We start from the raw sequence: 17,329 nt of genomic DNA, 5'->3' as shown, positions 1-17,329 counted from the left end.
GTCAAAGGTGCACATGCCGATCGATACTCAGCCGCAGCTCCGGCTCGTCTAGATCCAGCGGCTGCGCCGCCCGCGCGACTTCCACCCGGTTCTTTTCCGGCGGCACTCCGTCGGAGGCCTCTATCACCCAACCCACAGGAGCACCTCATGTCCACTCAAACACGCCACGTACCGGCGGCAGTCTTCAAGACCCGCGTACGGGATGAATCAATCGGCGGCGACAACCCGTTTCGATGGCAGGACGTCCCCAGCGAAACGCTGTTCGGCGGCAAGCGGATCGTTGTGTTCGCGCTGCCTGGCGCATTCACACCGACCTGCTCATCAACCCATGTGCCACGCTTCGACGAGCTCTATGAACACTTCGCCGCCGCGGGCATCGATGAGATCTACTGCCTGTCCGTGAACGATGCGTTCACCATGTTCCAGTGGTTCAAGCAGCTCGACGTAAAGCACGTCAAAGCCCTGCCCGATGGCAACGGCGAGTTCACCCGCAAGATGGGAATGCTGGTCGACAAGTCAAACCTGGGCTTCGGCATGCGCTCCTGGCGCTACGCGATGGTGGTGAATGACGGCGCCATCGAGCAGATGTTCGTGGAGCCCGAATTCTCCGATAACTGCCCGAGCGATCCCTTCGAGGTGTCCGACGCCGATACGGTGCTCGCATGGCTCAAGGGCGAATCCGCACCGGCGCAAAAGCCGGCGCGGGCGGCTTTTACCGGCTAAGCGACCAACCGCTCTGGCGGCGCCCCGCAAGCGAGGCGCCGCCAAGCAGCGGTCACATGGAGTCAGGGATGATAGGACCGAGGGTCGGATCTGAGGGGCGCTCAGCATGACCGGAGGCAAGCGAGGCCTGAGGGGATCGCTCGTCATGCTCTGGGCGATCGTCGGCTTCTCGACGCTGCTGATCTACGGCCTTGCGAAGCTGGCCAACGCCACTGCTGGTGCTTTCTCTGCGAGCCTAGGCCCCCATCACATCGCTGCGCTCATCGCGAGCGCCGTGGCGATGGCGTGGTTCGAGGGCTATCGCGGCTTTCAGCAGTCCTTCTCCCCACGCTTCGCGGCCCGTGCCGCCGAACTTGGTGAGCACGCCAGCACACTGCAGGCCCTACTCGCACCCTTGGTATGCATGGGGTTGCTCTGGGCACCACGTCGCCGCCTCATCAGCGCGTGGTCACTGACCTGCGGCATCGTCATCCTGGTGCTGCTGTTTCGCCAGCTGCCGCAACCCTGGCGCGGCATCCTCGATGGGGGTGTTTTCGTCGGGCTGACCTGGGGCCTCATCGCCACCTGGGGCGCCGTGGCCGGCGCGTTGATTCAACGCCATCAACAGCCTCACCACCGCCCAGCGGTCGCCGCTGATTAGTTCGCTAGCACTGACACGCCCAGCCGGGGAGTAAGCCATGTTCGCTCAGACCTTCCGACGCTCGATGTTCGCCTGCGCTGCCGCCGCGCTCTGGGCCAGCGCCGTAGGCGCCGGCGAGTACGGCGAGAAGATGCCGACCACTGGGGAAACGGTGTCCCTCGCCCAGGCCGTACGCACGGTCAACGCGGACGGCGAGTACACGGGCAAGATTCGCGGCCGGATCACAGAGGTCTGTCGCAAGAAGGGCTGCTTCATGGTGCTCACGGATGGCGAACACACGGCGCGGGTGGTCTTCAAGGACTACGGGTTTTTCATACCCAAGGAGACGGCGCCAGGCATGTCTACGGTGTACGGCGAGCTGACCACGCAAACGCTCAGCACCGAGCAAGTACAACACTTCGCCGAAGACGCTGGCCGCGCGACTGCCGGTGTGACGGCGACGCGGGAGCATCAGATCGTCGCCAGCGCCGTCGTCATCGACTGAACCCGTCCCGACAGGATCGGCCTGCCTTCGCAAAGGGGGCGATTCGAATCGTGCGAACACTCCCCATCTGGCAAACGCTCGCCGACAAACCCCTCGGCAAGTGGCTTTTCTCGCGGGTGCTGTGCTTCAAGGCACCGTACTTCGCCACCATCCGGCCCCGATTCCAAGCGCTGCGCCCCGGCTACAGCGAAATCACCTTCGGCAAACGGCGTGCTGTTCTTAACCACATCGGCACTGTGCACGCGATCGCGATGTGCAATGCCGCCGAACTGGTGGCGGGCACGATGACCGATGTGACCATCCCCGCGTCGCACCGGTGGATCCCCAAGGGCATGCGCGTCGAGTACCTGCAGAAGGCCACAAGTACCCTACGCGCGGTCGCAACGCCCGCCCCTGGCGCGGCACCCGACCGTGAGGGTGACTACGAGGTGCACGTCGATGTCACCGATGCCGAGGGGACGACCGTGCTCCACGCCGTCATCACGATGTGGGTGACGCCGAGGAGTCGATAAGGCCGCTGCGCCCCTAGCATCGATGCTAGGGCGAGAGGGGGTCGAAGCGAAGCGGCGCCAAGCGCACCTCGCCGGGCGCTGCTCCCCCGTTGAACCATGCCACCAGCGCAGGCCCAAAGGCAGCGTCATTGCCGATGGCCTCAGTCAAGGCCGCATGAGACCCGCCGACCACCGTGACCAGCGATGCATTGGGGAACTGCGCCAGCATCTGCGTCGCGTTCGCGTAAGGTGTCGAGACATCGTAGGTGCCGTGAACGAAGAGCCCGGGAACGTCCGATCGAGTGCCCGCTTGGAAGTCCGCCGGCAACGGCGCCACCGACCACCCGCGACACAAGGCATCCATCTGGCGCAGATCGTCCGGAAAGTGCGGCGGCGCGCTCGCTTCGAGTTCGAGACGGCGAGACCGGGAAATGGCAGAGCTGCAGTCGAACAAGCCCACCGCTGCCTCCGCGGGGAATCTCCCCACCGCAAAACCCGCCAAGCGGCGAACCCACCATGCGCGCCAGGTGCGCTTGCCCTTCAGCAACTGATCGACAGCAGCAGGCCAGCCCGCCATGTGCTGCCGATTGGAGAGGCGGTAATCGAAGCCGAATAGCTCACCCGAGGTAAACACGCTCAGCACCTCGTGCTCGCGTAGGCCGAAGGCGTCCTTCGGATCCTCGGCGGCTCGCGCAGCGAGCGCCTGCAGGGCGGCCAGGGGGTCGGACGCGTCGTGCGCACCGGCCCATACCTCGTGGGTTTCGCCAGCGATCAGCTGCAATGCCTTGAGCACCTCGCGGCCGTCGTCGAAGGTGTGGTCATACCCCTCCAGGCCGCTCACCAAAAAGCGGTCGACGCGATGGGGGTACTCCCGAACCGTGGTGAAGGTCAGGTGAGACCCAAAGCTGGTGCCTTGCATGTGGATCTTCTCGTAGCCCAATGTATCGGCCACGGCGATGATGTCCGCCGCTGCCTCGGTGACCACATAGCCGTCGAGGTCAAAGCCATCGCGCAGTAGCTTCTCGCGGCCTGCGGCCCCGGCGTCGTGCAGCAGCGTGTCGAAGCGCTCACGATCACCGATCACGCGAAACTTGCGCTCGACCCCGCCGAGTCTGAAGTTGGGCGTTGAACTGTGAATGCCGCGCAGATCCACCAGCACGACGTCCCCTACGCGGCGTAGCAACGCGATCATGTCCTGCAGCCAGGGTTCTTCGATGCGCTTGATATAGCTGGAGCCCGGGCCGCCTGCGACGAGGAACACCGGCACGTCGCCAGCGTCGGGCCGCTTGGGGATAACGGCGAAGCCGATCGAAAGGGCCCGGCTGTTCGGCTTCGCCCTGACTTCGGGCACCTCGAGTTTTGCGTGCGCAAACTCGAAGCGTTCTCCGGCCGACGTCTCTATTGTTCGCGCCTGAAGCTCAACACCGCGGTAGGTAAGGGGCACGGTCGGCGCCGCAGGTACCTTTTCCTGCCCTTGGCCAGGCAAAAGCCACCAGGCGGCGGCCAGCACCAGGGCCGGCAGCAGCAGCCACGCGAGGGCACTTCGCAAGCTCGGGCCGCTCAACGCAAGGCCTCCACTTGGCGTGGCTGCTCAGCCGCCAGCGCCTGCGTATGCATGATCAGTCGCTTTAGGGACGTTGCCGTGGTGGCGGCCTGCGCCGGACTCAGCACGCTCAGCGTGGCGGTTGCATCTTCAAAGCGCAGGGCGATGAGTTCATCGATCAACACTTTGCCCGTCTCACTCAAGCGGACGCTGACGCTCCGTCGATCAGCGCCCGTACGCTCGCGGGTCACCAGGCTCTTCGCCACGAGGCGATCGACAGCACTCGTCATGGCGCCGGAGGTGAGCAGAACGGAATCCCTGAGTCGTGTAGGCGAGAGGCAGTAGTCACCGCCCGTTCGGCGCAAGGTGGCCAGGATGTCGAATTCCGAGTAGGTCAGCTTGTGGGGGCGCAGTAGCGCATTGACGCGGGACTCGAGCAGGCGCCCCAGGTGGATCGCACGCCCGACGACCGCCATGGCCTGGGGGTCGACCGCCAGGCCCTGCTGCTCCCAGTCCGTCAGCAGGCGATCAATCAGATCTTGGGTCATCAAGGTCTCTCCAGCACAAGCTCGACATCAAATATCTTTACATCAAGATTTATAGCCCGCAAGGGCTTGAATTCCGCGGGAAACCCTAGGCGGCAAATCTTGATTTGTTATTGCGAATCATTCGCGTTAGCATTCACGAGTAGTCCCACCCGGAGTCCGTGATCGTGAAGAGCCCCTACGCCGTTGCCGCGTTCGCAGCACTTGCCCTATCAGCCCATGGCGCGCAGGCCGCCTGCGAGTTCGAGATCGAGGTGGGGGACGCGCTCGCCTACAGCCTCACGGAAATCGCGCCGGATACCACTTGCGAGAACGTGTCCGTCACCATCACTCACAAAGGCACTCTGCCGGCTGCAGCGATGGGGCATAACTGGGTGCTCGCAAAGCCGGACGACTTCACGGCCGTCACCAACGGCGCCATAGCCGTGGGCCTGGACGCCAACTACGTGCCCGACGACGAGCGGGTGATTGCTGCCACCAAGATCGTCGGCGGCGGCGAACAGGACACGGTGACCTTCCCGCTCAAAGATCTTCCGGCCGGTGAGTACACGTTCTTCTGCACCTTCCCCGGCCATTGGTCGGTGATGAAAGGTACCTTCAAGGTTAGCTAGGTCCCGTGGAGGCCATCCTCGGGCAAAGCGCTGCCCACCCGATCCTGCGCATTTGCTCATTGCTCCTCCCCCTGCTGATGGCCTCCACGGCCCTGGCGAGCGACGCGCTCGAACCTGGCGGTACCGCCTTAACCGTCGTCGTTTCGCCCCCGCCTGGCGACCAGGCCCTCGCCCGCGTACCCACTCACCTGCTCGCCACCAACCGCCCGGCGGCGGCCGGCAAGGTGCTGTTCGAGCGCGATTGGTTGGACGCACGAGCACGGGACGGCGCTGTCCTGGCGGGGCCTCACTACGACCGAAGCTCGTGCACTGCCTGTCACATCGAGACCCTGGACGATCTCTCCGCGAGATCGACAGAACCCTACCTCGTAGCCCGACCGGTGCAGGCGATCGCCCGGGAACGACTCGGCTCGCAGGCGAACACACGTCACGCCAACGATATGGCCCCGGAAGCAAACGTATCAATTAGGTATACCTACCGAACCTACGCCTATCCCGACGGCCACTCACGGACCCTACGGACCCCGCACGCAGTCGCCACCACCTCAGGTGGCGACCGCTTCCCGGTCGCCCTGCGAGCGGCGCCACTGCTATTCGGCTGGGGTCTGCTGGAGCACGTTGATCAACGGCTGCTCCCTCCATTCCACGACCCTGAAGACGCAAACCAGGACGGCATCACAGGCCGGGCGGCGATCGTACGCGACCCCTGCACTGGGCGACGTGCGTTGGGGTTGCTCGGCTGGAAGGGAACACACGCGTCACTGGAGAGCCAGATCAGCGCCGCCCTCCAACACGACATGGGCATCGAGAGTCCAAGCCCCTGCCGAGAAGACGGGGCGGTCGCGGAGTTCTCTGCGAAGGAGCTTTCAGCGATCACCGAATTCGTTCGCCACCTCGCGGTGCCGGCGCATCGCCGCGACGCGAACCGGCGACGTACTGATGAGGGCGAACGCCTGTTCGGCCGTGTCGGGTGTGGTGATTGTCACGTGCCCATCCTGCTCACCCGCGACGACGGCCCACCGCCACTCGCAGGCCAGCGGGCTTGGGCCTACACCGATCTGATGCTCCATGACATGGGGGCCGATCTCGCTGACCCAGGCGACGGAACGTTGGCCAGAGAATGGCGTACGGCACCCCTGTGGGGCGTAGGTCTCGTCGAAACACGCTACCCGCAGCGCGGATTTCTTCACGATGGCCGCGCCGAAACCCTAGAGGACGCGATCCTCTGGCACGGCGGCGAGGCACGGTCGGCCCGTGCGCGCTTCACCGCCCTGCCGTCAACTGAGCGGGAGATGCTCCTCGACTTCGTGCGCGCGCTCTGAAGCGGACGGCTGATTGCAACCCATTCGCGTTTCGAATAGGTTGCTGACGCGACATGGGCCGGTGCCTTCGCGGCGGTCGAACCAGCCCTCGGGTAAGCGCCGAATCTCCCCTGCAGGACCGCTCAACCAACACGGACGATGGACACGCATGACTAGCACCCTCTGGGACCTGCCTGCGGGCGGCAGTGCTCGCCTGACCGGCTTCAGCGACACGCTGGACGAATCCTATCGTCAGCGCCTTGGTGAACTGGGATTCACCGCCGGCGTACGCGTGCACTGTGTGAATCGCCCAGCTTTGGGTGCGCCCCGCCTTTACCGTGTGCACGCTTCCGCCTTCTCTCTGGAGGACACGATCGCGCGTCATATGCTCGTAGACACATTGGATCCAACCGCATGAGCGCTACCGCCCTACTCTTCGGCAGCCCCAACAGTGGCAAGAGCCTGCTCTTCAACCGCCTAACGGGGCTTCACCAGCGCGTCGCCAACTACCCCGGCATCACGGTGGATATCGCGAAGGGCACGCTGATAGACAGCGCCCGCGATCTCACGCTTGTGGATTTCCCAGGCACTTACTCGCTGCGCCCCATCTCGGGTGATGAGCGTGTGGCCGCCCAGGGCTTCAAGCGCATGCTCGAGGATTCACAACTCGAGACCGTGCTCTGCATCATCGATGCGACGCGTCTCGAGAAGAGTCTGCACTTCGCGCTCCAGGTGATACGTGAGTGTCGGCGCGCGGAGAAGGCGGTCGTGGTCGTGGCCAACATGACGGATATCCTGCGTCGACATGCCATCTCCTTCGATGCGCGAGGCCTGGCCGATCAGCTTGGGGTACCGGTGCTGGCCGTCTCAGGGCGCACAGGCGAGGGCATCGACGAGCTGCGCGCGCTGCTAGAGCAGAAGACGTCGGCGACGATCGATAGCACCGACGCCAGTCGGTGGCTCGAGCGCAACGATCGTGAACTCGCAGAGGAAGCGGCGCAGCTGACGCAGCGTTTCGGCGGCGACGCCGACGTGCTCATCAGCTCCCACGCACGACTCGATGGCTTCTTCCTGCACAACGTGTTCGGCGGTATCGCCTTCTTCGTCATCATGTACCTGCTGTTCCAGGCCATCTTCACCTGGGCAACTCCGGTCATGGATGCCGTCGAAGCGGGGATCGGCGCCGTGGCCAACGTCGTCGTTCCCCTGCTGCCCGCTGCGCTACTGCGAGACTTCACGGCAGATGCGTTGTTCGGCGGCGTCGGGGCATTCCTCGTATTCGTACCGCAGATCTTCGTCCTGACCATTATCGTCGGCATCTTGGAGGACACGGGTTACATGGCGCGCGCCGCGGTGATCTGCCACCGGCCGCTGCGCATGTTCGGCCTGAGCGGTAAGAGCTTCGTGCCCATGCTGTCCGGCGTCGCTTGCGCCATTCCGGGTATCTACGCCGCCCGCGCCGTCGACTCGCCTCGACGGCGCATGCTCACGTACCTAGCGGTACCTCTCATGCCGTGTTCGGCGCGCTTACCGGTGTATTCGGTGCTGATAGCGGCGTTCATACCCGCACAAACGGCCCTCGGAGGCCTCGTGGGCCTACAGGGCTTGGCTTTTTTCCTAATCTACTTCTTCGGCATGGTGACCGCCCTCATCGTCACGGCCGTGGTGTCCCGATCGCGCCCGGCGGGCCCCATGGACGATATGCCGTTTGTGCTCGAGATGCCCCCGTATCGGGTGCCGTCGTGGGGCCCTCTCCTACGCAATGCCTGGAACCGCTCACGGCACTTCGTGATCAGCGCAGGACCGATCATCTTCGCCGTTACCGGTGTGGTGTGGGTGTTGGGGTACTTCCCGAATTTCGGGGCCGACCTGGGAGCGTCCTTCCTCGGGCGCATCGGTCAGTTCATCGAGCCTGTGTTCGAACCCCTCGGCCTCGATTGGCGCTACGGGGTCGCGATCCTCACCTCATTCCTGGCGCGCGAGGTGTTCGTAGGCACGCTGGGCACGATCTTCGGCATCGAGGGTGCGGACGAGAACATGGTGCCGCTGGTGGCGCAGCTGCAAAGTGGTGAGTGGACCATCGCGTCCGGCTTTGCCCTACTGGTGTTCTACGCGGTGGCACTGCAATGCGTCTCGACGCTGGCGGTGCTGGCGCGCGAAGCCAAGTCGATCAAGCTCCCCGTGCAGATGTTCTTCGGTTACGGCGCCCTGGCCTACGGGCTCGCCTTTGTGACGTACCGCGTGGTGGGGATGCTCACCAACTAGCCAAAAAAAGGAGGGGGGTAAGCGCTGGGTCGTATCGCTCAGCCCCCTCCGTGCAGGGTCGGTCCTAATAGCTGTCGTCAGCGAGATCGGCGCCCAGCGGGTCTGGGTCGATGCTCAGGTAGCGGTCGATGATCTCGCGAGCGGCCGCGCGCCCTTGCTCAGGGTCGAATTGCTCCCCCACTTCCTCCGCATAGGCGAACATGGGCGAGAAGAGCTTCTCGCCATCCACATCGCCGGCGAGTTGGAAGCGGGGATGCTCGCTGACGATGTTGTCCCACACTCTGCGCACCTCGGCCCAGAAGGGTCCCGTGCGCTCCAGATACTCATCGCCCGGAGTGAAGTCGAAGCCGGTGATGCGCTGGTAGCGATTCATGCCGTATTCGCGCGCCAGATAGCTCACCGGGCGCCCCGTCTCATCGAGCACAGCCTTCAGGTTGTCCTGTCGGTGGGTCCATCCCTCGCGGGTAATCGTGTGCACGTTGGTGCCGACCAACGCCTGATAGTCATCGCGCACTGAAAACTCGCGGCGCGGAAGGGGCCGGGCCGTCTCCTCGCTCACCCAGGCAGAGAAGTCCGCTTCGTGACGCCAGCGGCCGATGCCCTCGTAGCGAGGAGAGTCATCCACCTGCCAGACGGCCTGTGACCAAGTGCCCCGGCGGGCTTCGTCGGCTACGCCGACGCTCTCCCAACGGCCGAACCCGCGGTAGGTGAGCACCGAGTCATCTTCATAGCGCCAGTCTTGGCGCCAATGCTTGGTCACGAAGGGACCGATGATCTCGTCGCCTTCGCCCAGGATGGTCATCACTAGCACGTGCTGGAGGCTGATGAATGACCCACGATCCTCAACCACGTACACGTACTCAGTGCCCCATGACTGGTAGGGCTTTGCGGGCGTGAAGGCAGCGCTGTAACCCTCCATCTCGAGGAAGTCGAAGCTGGCGCGGTAACCCCCTGCCATCGCAAGGATCGCCCGTCGATCGCGCTCGAAATCATCCAAGCCATCGGCCTGCAGGCGGGTCCACCCGGGATGATCGTCAGACGCGAGGGTGATCGGGGTGCCACGGCTTGTGCCCCCGCGCGGGGCCATGTCATCGCCCTCAGAGAACTGATAGCTGAACACGAATCGACGATCGTCCTCGGCCTGGGCGGGGATCGTGATCAGCAAGCTGGCGATGAATGCGGCGACGAACGCCAGGTATTTCATTGCTAGGAACTCCTATTTCTTCAAGCACATCCGCCGCCTGCATGGTGCTCAGAACGGCGCCTAGATCCATCTAGCAGCGGCGGTTGCTAGACCGCTGCTCTGAGTGGATCTGCCGATGCCGGCCGAGCGAGTCGTATACCGCGATGGGCCTTGAATGGAGGAAGTCCAGCCCACCCATTCACACCGCGCACGTCACCGTCCTGTGGGTCTCGGTTGCGAGGAAACCAGTGCGGGCAGGTTTCCAGGCAATCAGCACATGATGGGGGTTGTACCGACCGTAAGGACTCAGGTGTCGCAAGTGCTCGCTTAGCGCCGGCACCGGCAGAGTCTGACAGTTCGCTCACCGAAAGCTTACTGATAATGATTTGCATTATTAGTATCTCATCTGGAATTGCAAGCACGCCTGGCAGAGGTTCGGCGTCCGCTGCGGCGAGGGCGACGGCCTCGGGAGGGCGAAACGGTGACCTACGTCTCGAAGGTGATTCTCATCGCCCCAGCGCTGCCTGCTACCCTTTTCAGTGTGTTTTTTTGCGCCTCGCTGCCCGCGCCAAATGCCCTCCGCCGAACTCAGCGTCGACACCTACCCACAGGAGCTACGCGAGCGCCTGACCTACCTGAATGCCCAACTCGGCAGCGGCCTCGCCTCCAACGTGATGGGCACGATCATCGTGGCCGCCCTCGTTTGGCCCTACGTGCCGTCCGCCAGCGTGCTCACCTGGGTGACCCTGGTGCTCTGCGTGACCGGTTACCGGTGGAGGCTGCGGCGAGGCTTACCGGATCTGGAATCGGCGAGCGTCTCCGACATGTCCCGCGCTTGGAGCCGCCTGCGTGCGGGCATCGTCGCCAGCGGCATCGCCTGGGGCAGTGCGTCCGTACTCGCCTTCCCCGCGGGATCCGCCCTGCACCAGGCCGCCTTCGTGATGGTGGTCGGGGGGATGACGGCGGGCGCCGTGCCGATGCTCGCCGTGCGCTTCACGCCCTACGCCATCAGCTGCCTGACCGTGCTGTTGCCGATGGCGGTGCGCCTGGCCGCGGAAGGCACCGGCACGCACCTGGTGCTGGGTGGCACCACGCTCATCCTCATCGTCATGATGCTGCGCTCAGCACGCAACTTCTCACGCTTGTTTCAGGAGTCCGCGCGGCTGCGCGCGCGCCTCGAACGCCAGGCGAGCATCGATTCCCTGACCGGCCTGGCCAACCGCCGCGAGTTCGACCGCGTGGCCGAACGCGAGTGGCGCGCCGCCAGTCGCTCGCGCAGCTGCCTGTCCGTGCTCGTGCTCGATGCCGACTACTTCAAGGCCTACAACGATCACTACGGACACGTGCAGGGCGATGACTGCCTCTGGCAGATCAGCGAGTGCCTGCGCGGCTCCCTGCATCGGCCCAAGGACCTCGCTGCGCGTATCGGCGGTGAGGAGTTCATGGTGTTGCTGCCGGACTGTGCGGCCGAAGGCGCGCTGGAAGTGGCACAACGCATCCGCGACACGGTACGGGCCCGCGCCATCCCCCACGTTCGCTCCCCGATCACCGACAAGGTGACCCTGAGCATCGGCACCGCCAGCACCGTGCCCTCGCCGGACACCCACCTGCGACAGTTGATCGAGCGTGCAGACCGCGCCCTGTACAAGGCCAAGGGATCCGGCCGCGACCGCGCGTGCGCCTGGGGCACCGTAGCGCTCGCCCCTACTCCCAGCGAAACCACCTCAACGCCAGGGTAAAGGCCAAGGCGATCCAGCCCAATTGCACGGCGATCGGTCCGGCCAGGGCCAGCACCGACTCCCCGTCCAGCATCAATCCACGCAGCGTCTCCACGATCGCCGTGAGCGGCAGCAACCGGAGCACGTCGTGGGTGAACTCGGGGAATCGCTCGTAGGAGAAGAACACCCCGGAGAACAGCCACATCGGCAACATCACCGCGTTCATCAGGCCCGACACGCCCTCCGTAGTCCGCGGGCGCGCCGCGATCAGCAGGCCAATCGCAGCGAAGGTGCTCATCCCGAGCAAGCATGCGGCGAAGAAACTCACCAGGCTCGTATTCACCGGGATACGAAGCACGAAGTAGGCGAATGCGAGCAGGCAGGCCAGCTCCCCGATCAGGAAGATCCCACGGCCCAGAATGTAGGCGGCCAGAAAGTGCCAGCGGCGCATGGGCGTGACCATCAGTCGGCGCAGGAGCTTCTTCTGGCGCGTGTCGGCAATCGCGAAGCCGATGGACCAGATGCCGGTGCTCATGAGGTTCATGCCGAGGATGCCGGGAAACAGCCAATCGATGTAGCGGATGCCCGTTCCCGTGACCTCCTCGAACACCAGCGCCGGCGGCGACTCCTCCTGTGCCAGGAGGTGGAGCATACGCAGGCGGGCGAGCTCAGCCTCCGGCCGCTCCGGATCAAAGGCGAGCACGGGCGGCGTGCCCGGCAGCAGCACCGCCGAGACCGCTCCACGCTGCAGGGCCAGTCGCGCCGCGGCCTCATCCTCGTAGGCGCGCTGGGCGATCCCCGAGGCGTCCTCGGCCAGCACCTCGGCCGAGGCGGGCACCACCGCGATCACCTCATCGGCAGGCTTACGGTTCTGAAAGGCCCAGCCGAGCACCATGGTGAGGGCGAGGGGAAACACCAGCACCCAGAACATCGCTTCCGGTTCGCGCACGAACAGGCGCACGCGCGCGAGGGTCAGTTGCCCCAGCGCTCGCCACTCCCTCGCCGCACTCGATTCCCCCTGCGCTGCTGGCAGCGCGGCCCCTTCGCGCTCACCCGTCACGCAACTGCCGCCCCGTGAGCTGCACGAACACGTCCTCCAGCGTCGCCTGCCGCGTCTCCAGCGCCACGGCGCTGCGATCGTGGGCACGCAGAAATTCGAGCAGGGCTGGCAGGGCCGACTCCATCGATGCCACCTGCAATCGCAAGCGCCCCGCCACCGCTTCCGCCGCGGCGATTCCTGGCAAGCTTGCCAACTCGTCCAAGGCCAGAGCCTCCAGGCCGCTCGCCAAGGTCACTTCCATCACGCTGTTGCCAGCTAGGTGATCGATTAGCTCGGCGGGCGCTCCTTTGGCGATGGCACGGCCGCGATCGACGATGACCAACTCGTCGCACAGGCGCTGCGCCTCATCCATGTAGTGGGTGGTAAGAATGATCGTGCCGCCCTCGGCTCGCACCTGCTCCACGACTTCCCAGACGCGACGGCGCGACTGGGGATCCAACCCCGTGGTGGGTTCATCCAGAAACAGCACCCGCGGCTTGCCGATCAGCGCGCAGCCGAGGGCGAGGCGCTGGCGCTGCCCGCCCGAGAGGGCCTTGCAGTGTGCATCCGCCTTCGCCTCCAGACCGATCAGCTCGATCATCGCCTCGGGCGTGTGACTGTCCGGGTAGAAGCTGCGAAACAAGCTAAGAATTTCGCGAACTTTCAGCTTCTCGAACAGCTGGGTTTCCTGCAATTGCACACCGATTGCCGCCCGCAGCCCCTGCGGATCCCGCTGCCAACTGCGCCCGAGCACCTGGAGGGACCCTCGGTCCGGCACCTCCAGGCCCACCATCATGTTGATTGCTGTGCTCTTTCCGGCCCCGTTGGGGCCGAGCAGGCCCAGACAGCTTCCCGCGCGGGCCTCGAAGCTCAACGAATCCACCGCGACCGTGGCCCCGAAAGACTTGCCGACATCGCGCAGGGCAATCGCCGGACCGGCCGGCTCAGGTGCTGTCACTCGAGGACTCCTAGAACGCCATTACGTGACCCTCGTCACGAAAGTGGACGGTGGACCAGAAATAAGGCCACGGCTAGCAACGATCCGTGAATCTGAAAAGACCAAAGCGGCGAAAACTGGGACCATCTAGACCAGAGAACGCGCCCTTAGCGCATGAGATGCCATCTACCATGTCTGCAGCCACCGTCACGCTTGATCGCCCGATCACCGACCGAGTACGCTCGGCGGTTGGCGCCTCTTCTCGCGTCGCCAGCATCAGCGGCTCATCACCCGTGACCAAATCCATCCTTCAAGCGCTTGCGGACGGCGATCCCAAAGCGGCCGAGGCCTTCCTCGACCAGTACGGGGATTTGCTCTGGTCCCTCGCGCGGCGCTTCTGCGACGATCACGCGGAGATCGAAGACTGCGTCCAAGACGCGGTGATCGAGATCTGGCGCAGCGCTGCCAAGTTCGACGCCTCCAAGGCAAGCGAGACCACGTTCGTGGCCATGATCGCGCGCCGCCGTTACATCGATCGCCTGCGCCAGCGTAAGCGTCGCCCGGCACCCGAGCCCCTGGCCGAGGACGACCAGCTCGTCGGCGACCAGGGCGGCCCGTCCTTGGAGATGCTGGCCGAAGTCGAACAGATCAAACCGCTCATCGCCGAGATGCGCGACGTGCAACGCAACGTCGTGCAGTTGGCGATCTTCCGCGGCTATTCCCACGGCGACATCGCACGCGTGCTCAACATGCCTTTGGGCACGGTGAAGACGCACCTTCGGCGCGCCATGCTCGCCATCCGCGAACAGCTCGGGGAGCAGGATCGCAGCACGGGGGAGGCGCTATGAGCTCGCGACTTCCCGAAGAGCTGATCGACCTCCTCGTCAGCGACAGCACTGAAGGCTTGAACGACGATGCCTCCGCATCGCTGGCGCAAATGCTCGGCGAGCACCAGGACGACGTGCGCGAGAGCTTCGAACAAGCGGCGGCGATCGCCCATCTGGCGCTGCTCGACAGTGCGCCGAAGGCGCGCTCAGGCATGCCCAGCGATGCCCGTAGCCGCCTACTGGGTGCCGTGCGCGAGGCCGGTAACGATCCGCATCGCATGCAGGCCCCGGCCGTGGAGTCAGCGCCCAGCAACGTCACGCCCATCGCGCCGCCGCCGGTGAAGCGCTCCGGGGGCTTTGCCGGCTGGCTGGTGGCCGCTGCCATCGCCCTGGCCTGGGGCACCTCCTTCGTGCTGCAGGAAGACCTCCTCGGCCTTCGCGGCGGCGCGGTCGCCCCGGAAGTGCCTGTGGTGCAGGCGCCGCCGACCGAGGCGGAGAAGCGCGCCACGCTGCTCGCCGAGGCGTCGGACGTGATCACCGTGGCCTGGAACCAGTCCGTCGACGCCCTCGCCGGCGTCACCGGCGACGTGGTGTGGAGCACCGAGCGGCAGGAAGGCTACATGCGCCTTGCCGGCATGCCCGCCAATGAGCCGGGCACCACGCAGTATCAGCTTTGGATCGTGGATCCGGAGCGTGATGCGGAACCTGTCGATGGCGGCGTCTTCGACGTGGCCGACGTCGCCGGCGGTGAGATCATCATCCCCATCGAGGCCAAGCTGGGTGTGGTCGCTCCCGCAGCATTCGCGATCACCGAAGAGCAGCCCGGGGGCGTGGTGGTCTCCGAGGGTCCGCTAATTCTGGTCGCCGGCCTCTGACGCCGGCGCCTAGCCCTTACCTAGCTTTTCTTTTCGCTGGACCCGTCGCTCAGGTAGCGACGGGGTAGGCGCGGCCCCAACCCCGTCAGCAGCTCGTAGGGAATGGTCTGCGCCGCCGCCGCTACTTCCTCCAGCGGCACCTCCCCGCCGATCAGGGTCGCCGCTGTGCCCGCGCGGATGTCCGCCAACGGCACAGCGCTGACATCCAAGGTCAACAAGTCCATCGACACCCTGCCGACCACCGGTACGCGCACCCCTGCGACCGAGGCGTGGGCCCGGTTGCCAAGCTCGCGTCGATAGCCGTCGGCGTAGCCCACCCCGACCGTCGCCAGCCGCGTGCCCGGCGCCGCGGTGAAGGCGCCGCCGTAGCCGACGCTTCCCTGCGCCCCCACCGTACGTACCTGCAGCACCCGGCCGTAGACTCGCGCCACCTCGCGCATGGGGTGATCGCGCGTATCGAAGGGGTTGGCGCCGTAGAGGGCGATACCGGGCCGCACGAGGTCGCCCCGGGTCGCCGGGCCCAGCAGCGTGCCTGCCGAGTTGCCGATGCTGGTCGGCACCTCGGGCAGTGCCTCGCGCAGCGCGGCGAAGGCACTCACCTGGCGTGCGGTCAGCGCGTCCTCATCGCCGCGGTGGGCGCTCGCGAGGTGGGTCATGAGCAGTTGCACATCCAGGCCGTCGCGCCAGCCCGCGTCCGCGCTCAGGGCGCGCCAATCCTCCGCCCCCAGGCCGAGGCGATTCATGCCCGTGTCCACATGCACAGCGCATGGTAGGGGAGCTCCGCCCTTTTGCGCCTGATCGCGCCAGAGTGTCACCTGTTCGGCGCTGTTGAGCACCGGGCGCAGGCCCGCCTGCGCGAGAACCGGGGCATCGGCGACCCCCACGCCGTTGAAGACGTACACCTGCGCGGTCGGTTGCAACTCGCGCAAGGCCAGCGCCTCGTGCGCGTTGGCGACGAAGAAGCAGCGACACCCCTCCGCCCACAGGCGATTCACCACCGACGCCAGCCCCAGGCCGTAGGCATCCGCTTTCACCGTGGCAGCGCACTGCGCGGGCGCGGCCAGGCGCGCCAGGGTCCGGTAGTTGCTCGCCAGGGCGGCCAGATCCACATCCACCCAGCCGCCGGCCACGCTGGGGGGCGGTAGCGCACGGGAAGCACCGACTGAACTCAAGAAATGCTCCTTCATGGACGAGGCTCGGCGTCGAGCGGCGAATTGTAGCCAACTGGCCCTGCCCCAGCGGGGCGCTGGAGCCCCACGCCTGGCGCGGGCACACTTCGAAGCTGCGACCGACACAGCATTACCAATGGGATGAGCCACGCGATGGAACAGCGCACGCTAGGATCACAGGGCCTTCAGGTGGGCGCCATCGGCCTTGGCTGCATGGGCATGTCCCACGTCTACGGCCCCGCCGACGACGAGGAGTCCACCCGCACCATCCAGCGCGCCCTGGACCTCGGCATGTCGCTGATCGACACCGCCGATGTGTACGGCTTCAACGCCAACGAGCGCCTGGTGGGCAAGGCCCTGGTCGGCCGCCGTGCCGACGCGGTGGTCGCCACCAAGTTCGGCATGAAGCGCCGCGCCGACGGCTCCCTGATCGGCATCGACGGCTCCCCCGAGTACGTGGCCCAGGCCTGCGACGCCTCCCTGCAGCGCCTGGGGCTGGATGAGATCGACCTCTATTACGCCCATCGCCTGGACCCTGAGGTGCCGGTGGAAGAGACCATCGGCGCCATGGCGCGACTGGTCGAGCAGGGCAAGGTGCGTTACCTCGGCGTGAGCGAGGCGAGCGCGCAGGAGCTGCAGCGCGCGCAGGCGGTCCACCCACTCACGGCCCTGCAGTCCGAATACTCCCTATGGACCCGCGATGTGGAAGCCCGGGAGCTAGCGACGCTCGAGGAACTCGACGTGGGCCTGGTGGCCTATAGTCCATTGGGACGCGGCATGCTGAGCGGCAAGATCCACTCGCAGGCCGACCTCGCCGAGCGCGATTATCGGCGTACTTTTCCGCGCTACTCGCCGGAGCACATCGAGGAGAACGCCCGCCTGGTGGACACCCTGACGCGCATCGCCGACGACGCGGATCTGACCGTGGCACAGCTGAGCCTCGGCTGGCTGCTGGCGCGCTCACCGCGCGTGGTACCT

18 protein-coding genes are annotated in these 17,329 nt (G+C 65.6%); 12 read left to right on the top strand and 6 right to left on the bottom strand.

Annotated features, from left to right (window positions below; translation table 11 throughout):
• Window positions 1-147: 147 nt before the first annotated feature.
• The 4 genes from AAF184_19925 (at window position 148) to AAF184_19910 (ending at window position 2,359) form a co-directional block, all read left to right on the top strand.
• The gene (locus tag AAF184_19925) at window positions 148-723 is read left to right on the top strand and encodes a peroxiredoxin (GenBank protein MEO0424617.1); all 576 of its coding nucleotides are present in this window, start codon (window positions 148-150) and stop codon (window positions 721-723) included.
• 106 nt (window positions 724-829) lie between these two features.
• Window positions 830-1,363 (top strand): hypothetical protein, encoded by a 534-nt coding sequence (locus tag AAF184_19920; GenBank protein ID MEO0424616.1) that lies wholly within the window; start codon window positions 830-832, stop codon window positions 1,361-1,363.
• Between the two features lie 37 nt (window positions 1,364-1,400).
• Window positions 1,401-1,847, top strand: coding sequence for a DUF4920 domain-containing protein (locus tag AAF184_19915; protein MEO0424615.1), 447 nt, complete (start codon window positions 1,401-1,403; stop codon window positions 1,845-1,847).
• Between the two features lie 47 nt (window positions 1,848-1,894).
• Window positions 1,895-2,359, top strand: coding sequence for a hotdog fold domain-containing protein (locus AAF184_19910; protein MEO0424614.1), 465 nt, complete (start codon window positions 1,895-1,897; stop codon window positions 2,357-2,359).
• A 25-nt stretch (window positions 2,360-2,384) separates the two neighbouring features.
• On the opposite strand, the gene AAF184_19905 is transcribed toward AAF184_19910, so the two are convergent.
• Together AAF184_19905 and AAF184_19900 are read right to left on the bottom strand one after the other, a co-directional pair.
• Window positions 2,385-3,902 (bottom strand): alpha/beta hydrolase, encoded by a 1,518-nt coding sequence (locus tag AAF184_19905; protein MEO0424613.1) that lies wholly within the window; start codon window positions 3,900-3,902, stop codon window positions 2,385-2,387.
• Window positions 3,899-4,429 carry a MarR family transcriptional regulator gene (locus tag AAF184_19900; GenBank protein ID MEO0424612.1) on the bottom strand — a complete coding sequence of 177 codons (531 nt, stop codon included), beginning with the start codon at window positions 4,427-4,429 and terminating at the stop codon, window positions 3,899-3,901. The genes AAF184_19905 and AAF184_19900 overlap by 4 nt, the downstream gene beginning before the upstream one ends.
• A 164-nt stretch (window positions 4,430-4,593) precedes the next feature.
• Here AAF184_19900 and azu point away from each other — a divergent pair, with 164 nt between their 5' ends.
• From azu to AAF184_19880, 4 genes are all read left to right on the top strand, one after another.
• Window positions 4,594-5,037 carry an azurin gene (gene azu, locus AAF184_19895; GenBank protein ID MEO0424611.1) on the top strand — a complete coding sequence of 148 codons (444 nt, stop codon included), beginning with the start codon at window positions 4,594-4,596 and terminating at the stop codon, window positions 5,035-5,037.
• 5 nt (window positions 5,038-5,042) lie between these two features.
• Complete coding sequence (locus AAF184_19890; protein ID MEO0424610.1) at window positions 5,043-6,359, top strand: di-heme oxidoredictase family protein; 1,317 nt, start codon at window positions 5,043-5,045, stop codon at window positions 6,357-6,359.
• A 148-nt stretch (window positions 6,360-6,507) separates the two neighbouring features.
• The gene (locus tag AAF184_19885) at window positions 6,508-6,756 is read left to right on the top strand and encodes a FeoA family protein (protein ID MEO0424609.1); all 249 of its coding nucleotides are present in this window, start codon (window positions 6,508-6,510) and stop codon (window positions 6,754-6,756) included.
• Entirely contained in the window at window positions 6,753-8,603 is a 1,851-nt protein-coding gene (locus AAF184_19880; GenBank protein MEO0424608.1) for a ferrous iron transporter B, read from the top strand. The genes AAF184_19885 and AAF184_19880 overlap by 4 nt, the downstream gene beginning before the upstream one ends.
• 64 nt (window positions 8,604-8,667) lie before the next feature.
• On the opposite strand, the gene AAF184_19875 is transcribed toward AAF184_19880, so the two are convergent.
• Window positions 8,668-9,807, bottom strand: a complete 1,140-nt coding sequence (locus AAF184_19875) for a DUF6607 family protein (GenBank protein MEO0424607.1) — start codon at window positions 9,805-9,807, stop codon at window positions 8,668-8,670.
• A gap of 551 nt (window positions 9,808-10,358) precedes the next feature.
• Between AAF184_19875 and AAF184_19870 the strand changes: the two genes are divergently transcribed.
• Window positions 10,359-11,525 carry a diguanylate cyclase gene (locus AAF184_19870; GenBank protein MEO0424606.1) on the top strand — a complete coding sequence of 389 codons (1,167 nt, stop codon included), beginning with the start codon at window positions 10,359-10,361 and terminating at the stop codon, window positions 11,523-11,525.
• Here the strand turns inward: AAF184_19870 and AAF184_19865 are convergent.
• Both AAF184_19865 and AAF184_19860 read right to left on the bottom strand, forming a co-directional pair.
• Window positions 11,491-12,564, bottom strand: a complete 1,074-nt coding sequence (locus AAF184_19865) for an ABC transporter permease (GenBank protein ID MEO0424605.1) — start codon at window positions 12,562-12,564, stop codon at window positions 11,491-11,493. The genes AAF184_19870 and AAF184_19865 overlap by 35 nt on opposite strands.
• Window positions 12,554-13,501 carry an ABC transporter ATP-binding protein gene (locus AAF184_19860; protein ID MEO0424604.1) on the bottom strand — a complete coding sequence of 316 codons (948 nt, stop codon included), beginning with the start codon at window positions 13,499-13,501 and terminating at the stop codon, window positions 12,554-12,556. The genes AAF184_19865 and AAF184_19860 overlap by 11 nt, the downstream gene beginning before the upstream one ends.
• Window positions 13,502-13,773: 272 nt before the next feature.
• Between AAF184_19860 and AAF184_19855 the strand changes: the two genes are divergently transcribed.
• Window positions 13,774-14,328 carry an RNA polymerase sigma factor gene (locus tag AAF184_19855; protein MEO0424603.1) on the top strand — a complete coding sequence of 185 codons (555 nt, stop codon included), beginning with the start codon at window positions 13,774-13,776 and terminating at the stop codon, window positions 14,326-14,328.
• Window positions 14,325-15,182 (top strand): anti-sigma factor, encoded by an 858-nt coding sequence (locus AAF184_19850; protein MEO0424602.1) that lies wholly within the window; start codon window positions 14,325-14,327, stop codon window positions 15,180-15,182. The genes AAF184_19855 and AAF184_19850 overlap by 4 nt, the downstream gene beginning before the upstream one ends.
• A gap of 20 nt (window positions 15,183-15,202) precedes the next feature.
• Here the strand turns inward: AAF184_19850 and alr are convergent, their stop codons facing one another.
• The gene (alr, locus tag AAF184_19845; protein ID MEO0424601.1) at window positions 15,203-16,354 is read right to left on the bottom strand and encodes an alanine racemase; all 1,152 of its coding nucleotides are present in this window, start codon (window positions 16,352-16,354) and stop codon (window positions 15,203-15,205) included.
• 150 nt (window positions 16,355-16,504) lie between these two features.
• On the opposite strand from alr, the gene AAF184_19840 reads away from it, so the two are divergent.
• On the top strand, window positions 16,505-17,329 hold an 825-nt coding region (locus tag AAF184_19840; protein ID MEO0424600.1), incomplete at its 3' end, for an aldo/keto reductase.

The organism is Pseudomonadota bacterium (assembly GCA_039815145.1).
GTDB lineage: Bacteria > Pseudomonadota > Gammaproteobacteria > Steroidobacterales > JBCBZW01 > JBCBZW01.
This window is presented reverse-complemented; position numbering and strand designations above follow the sequence as displayed.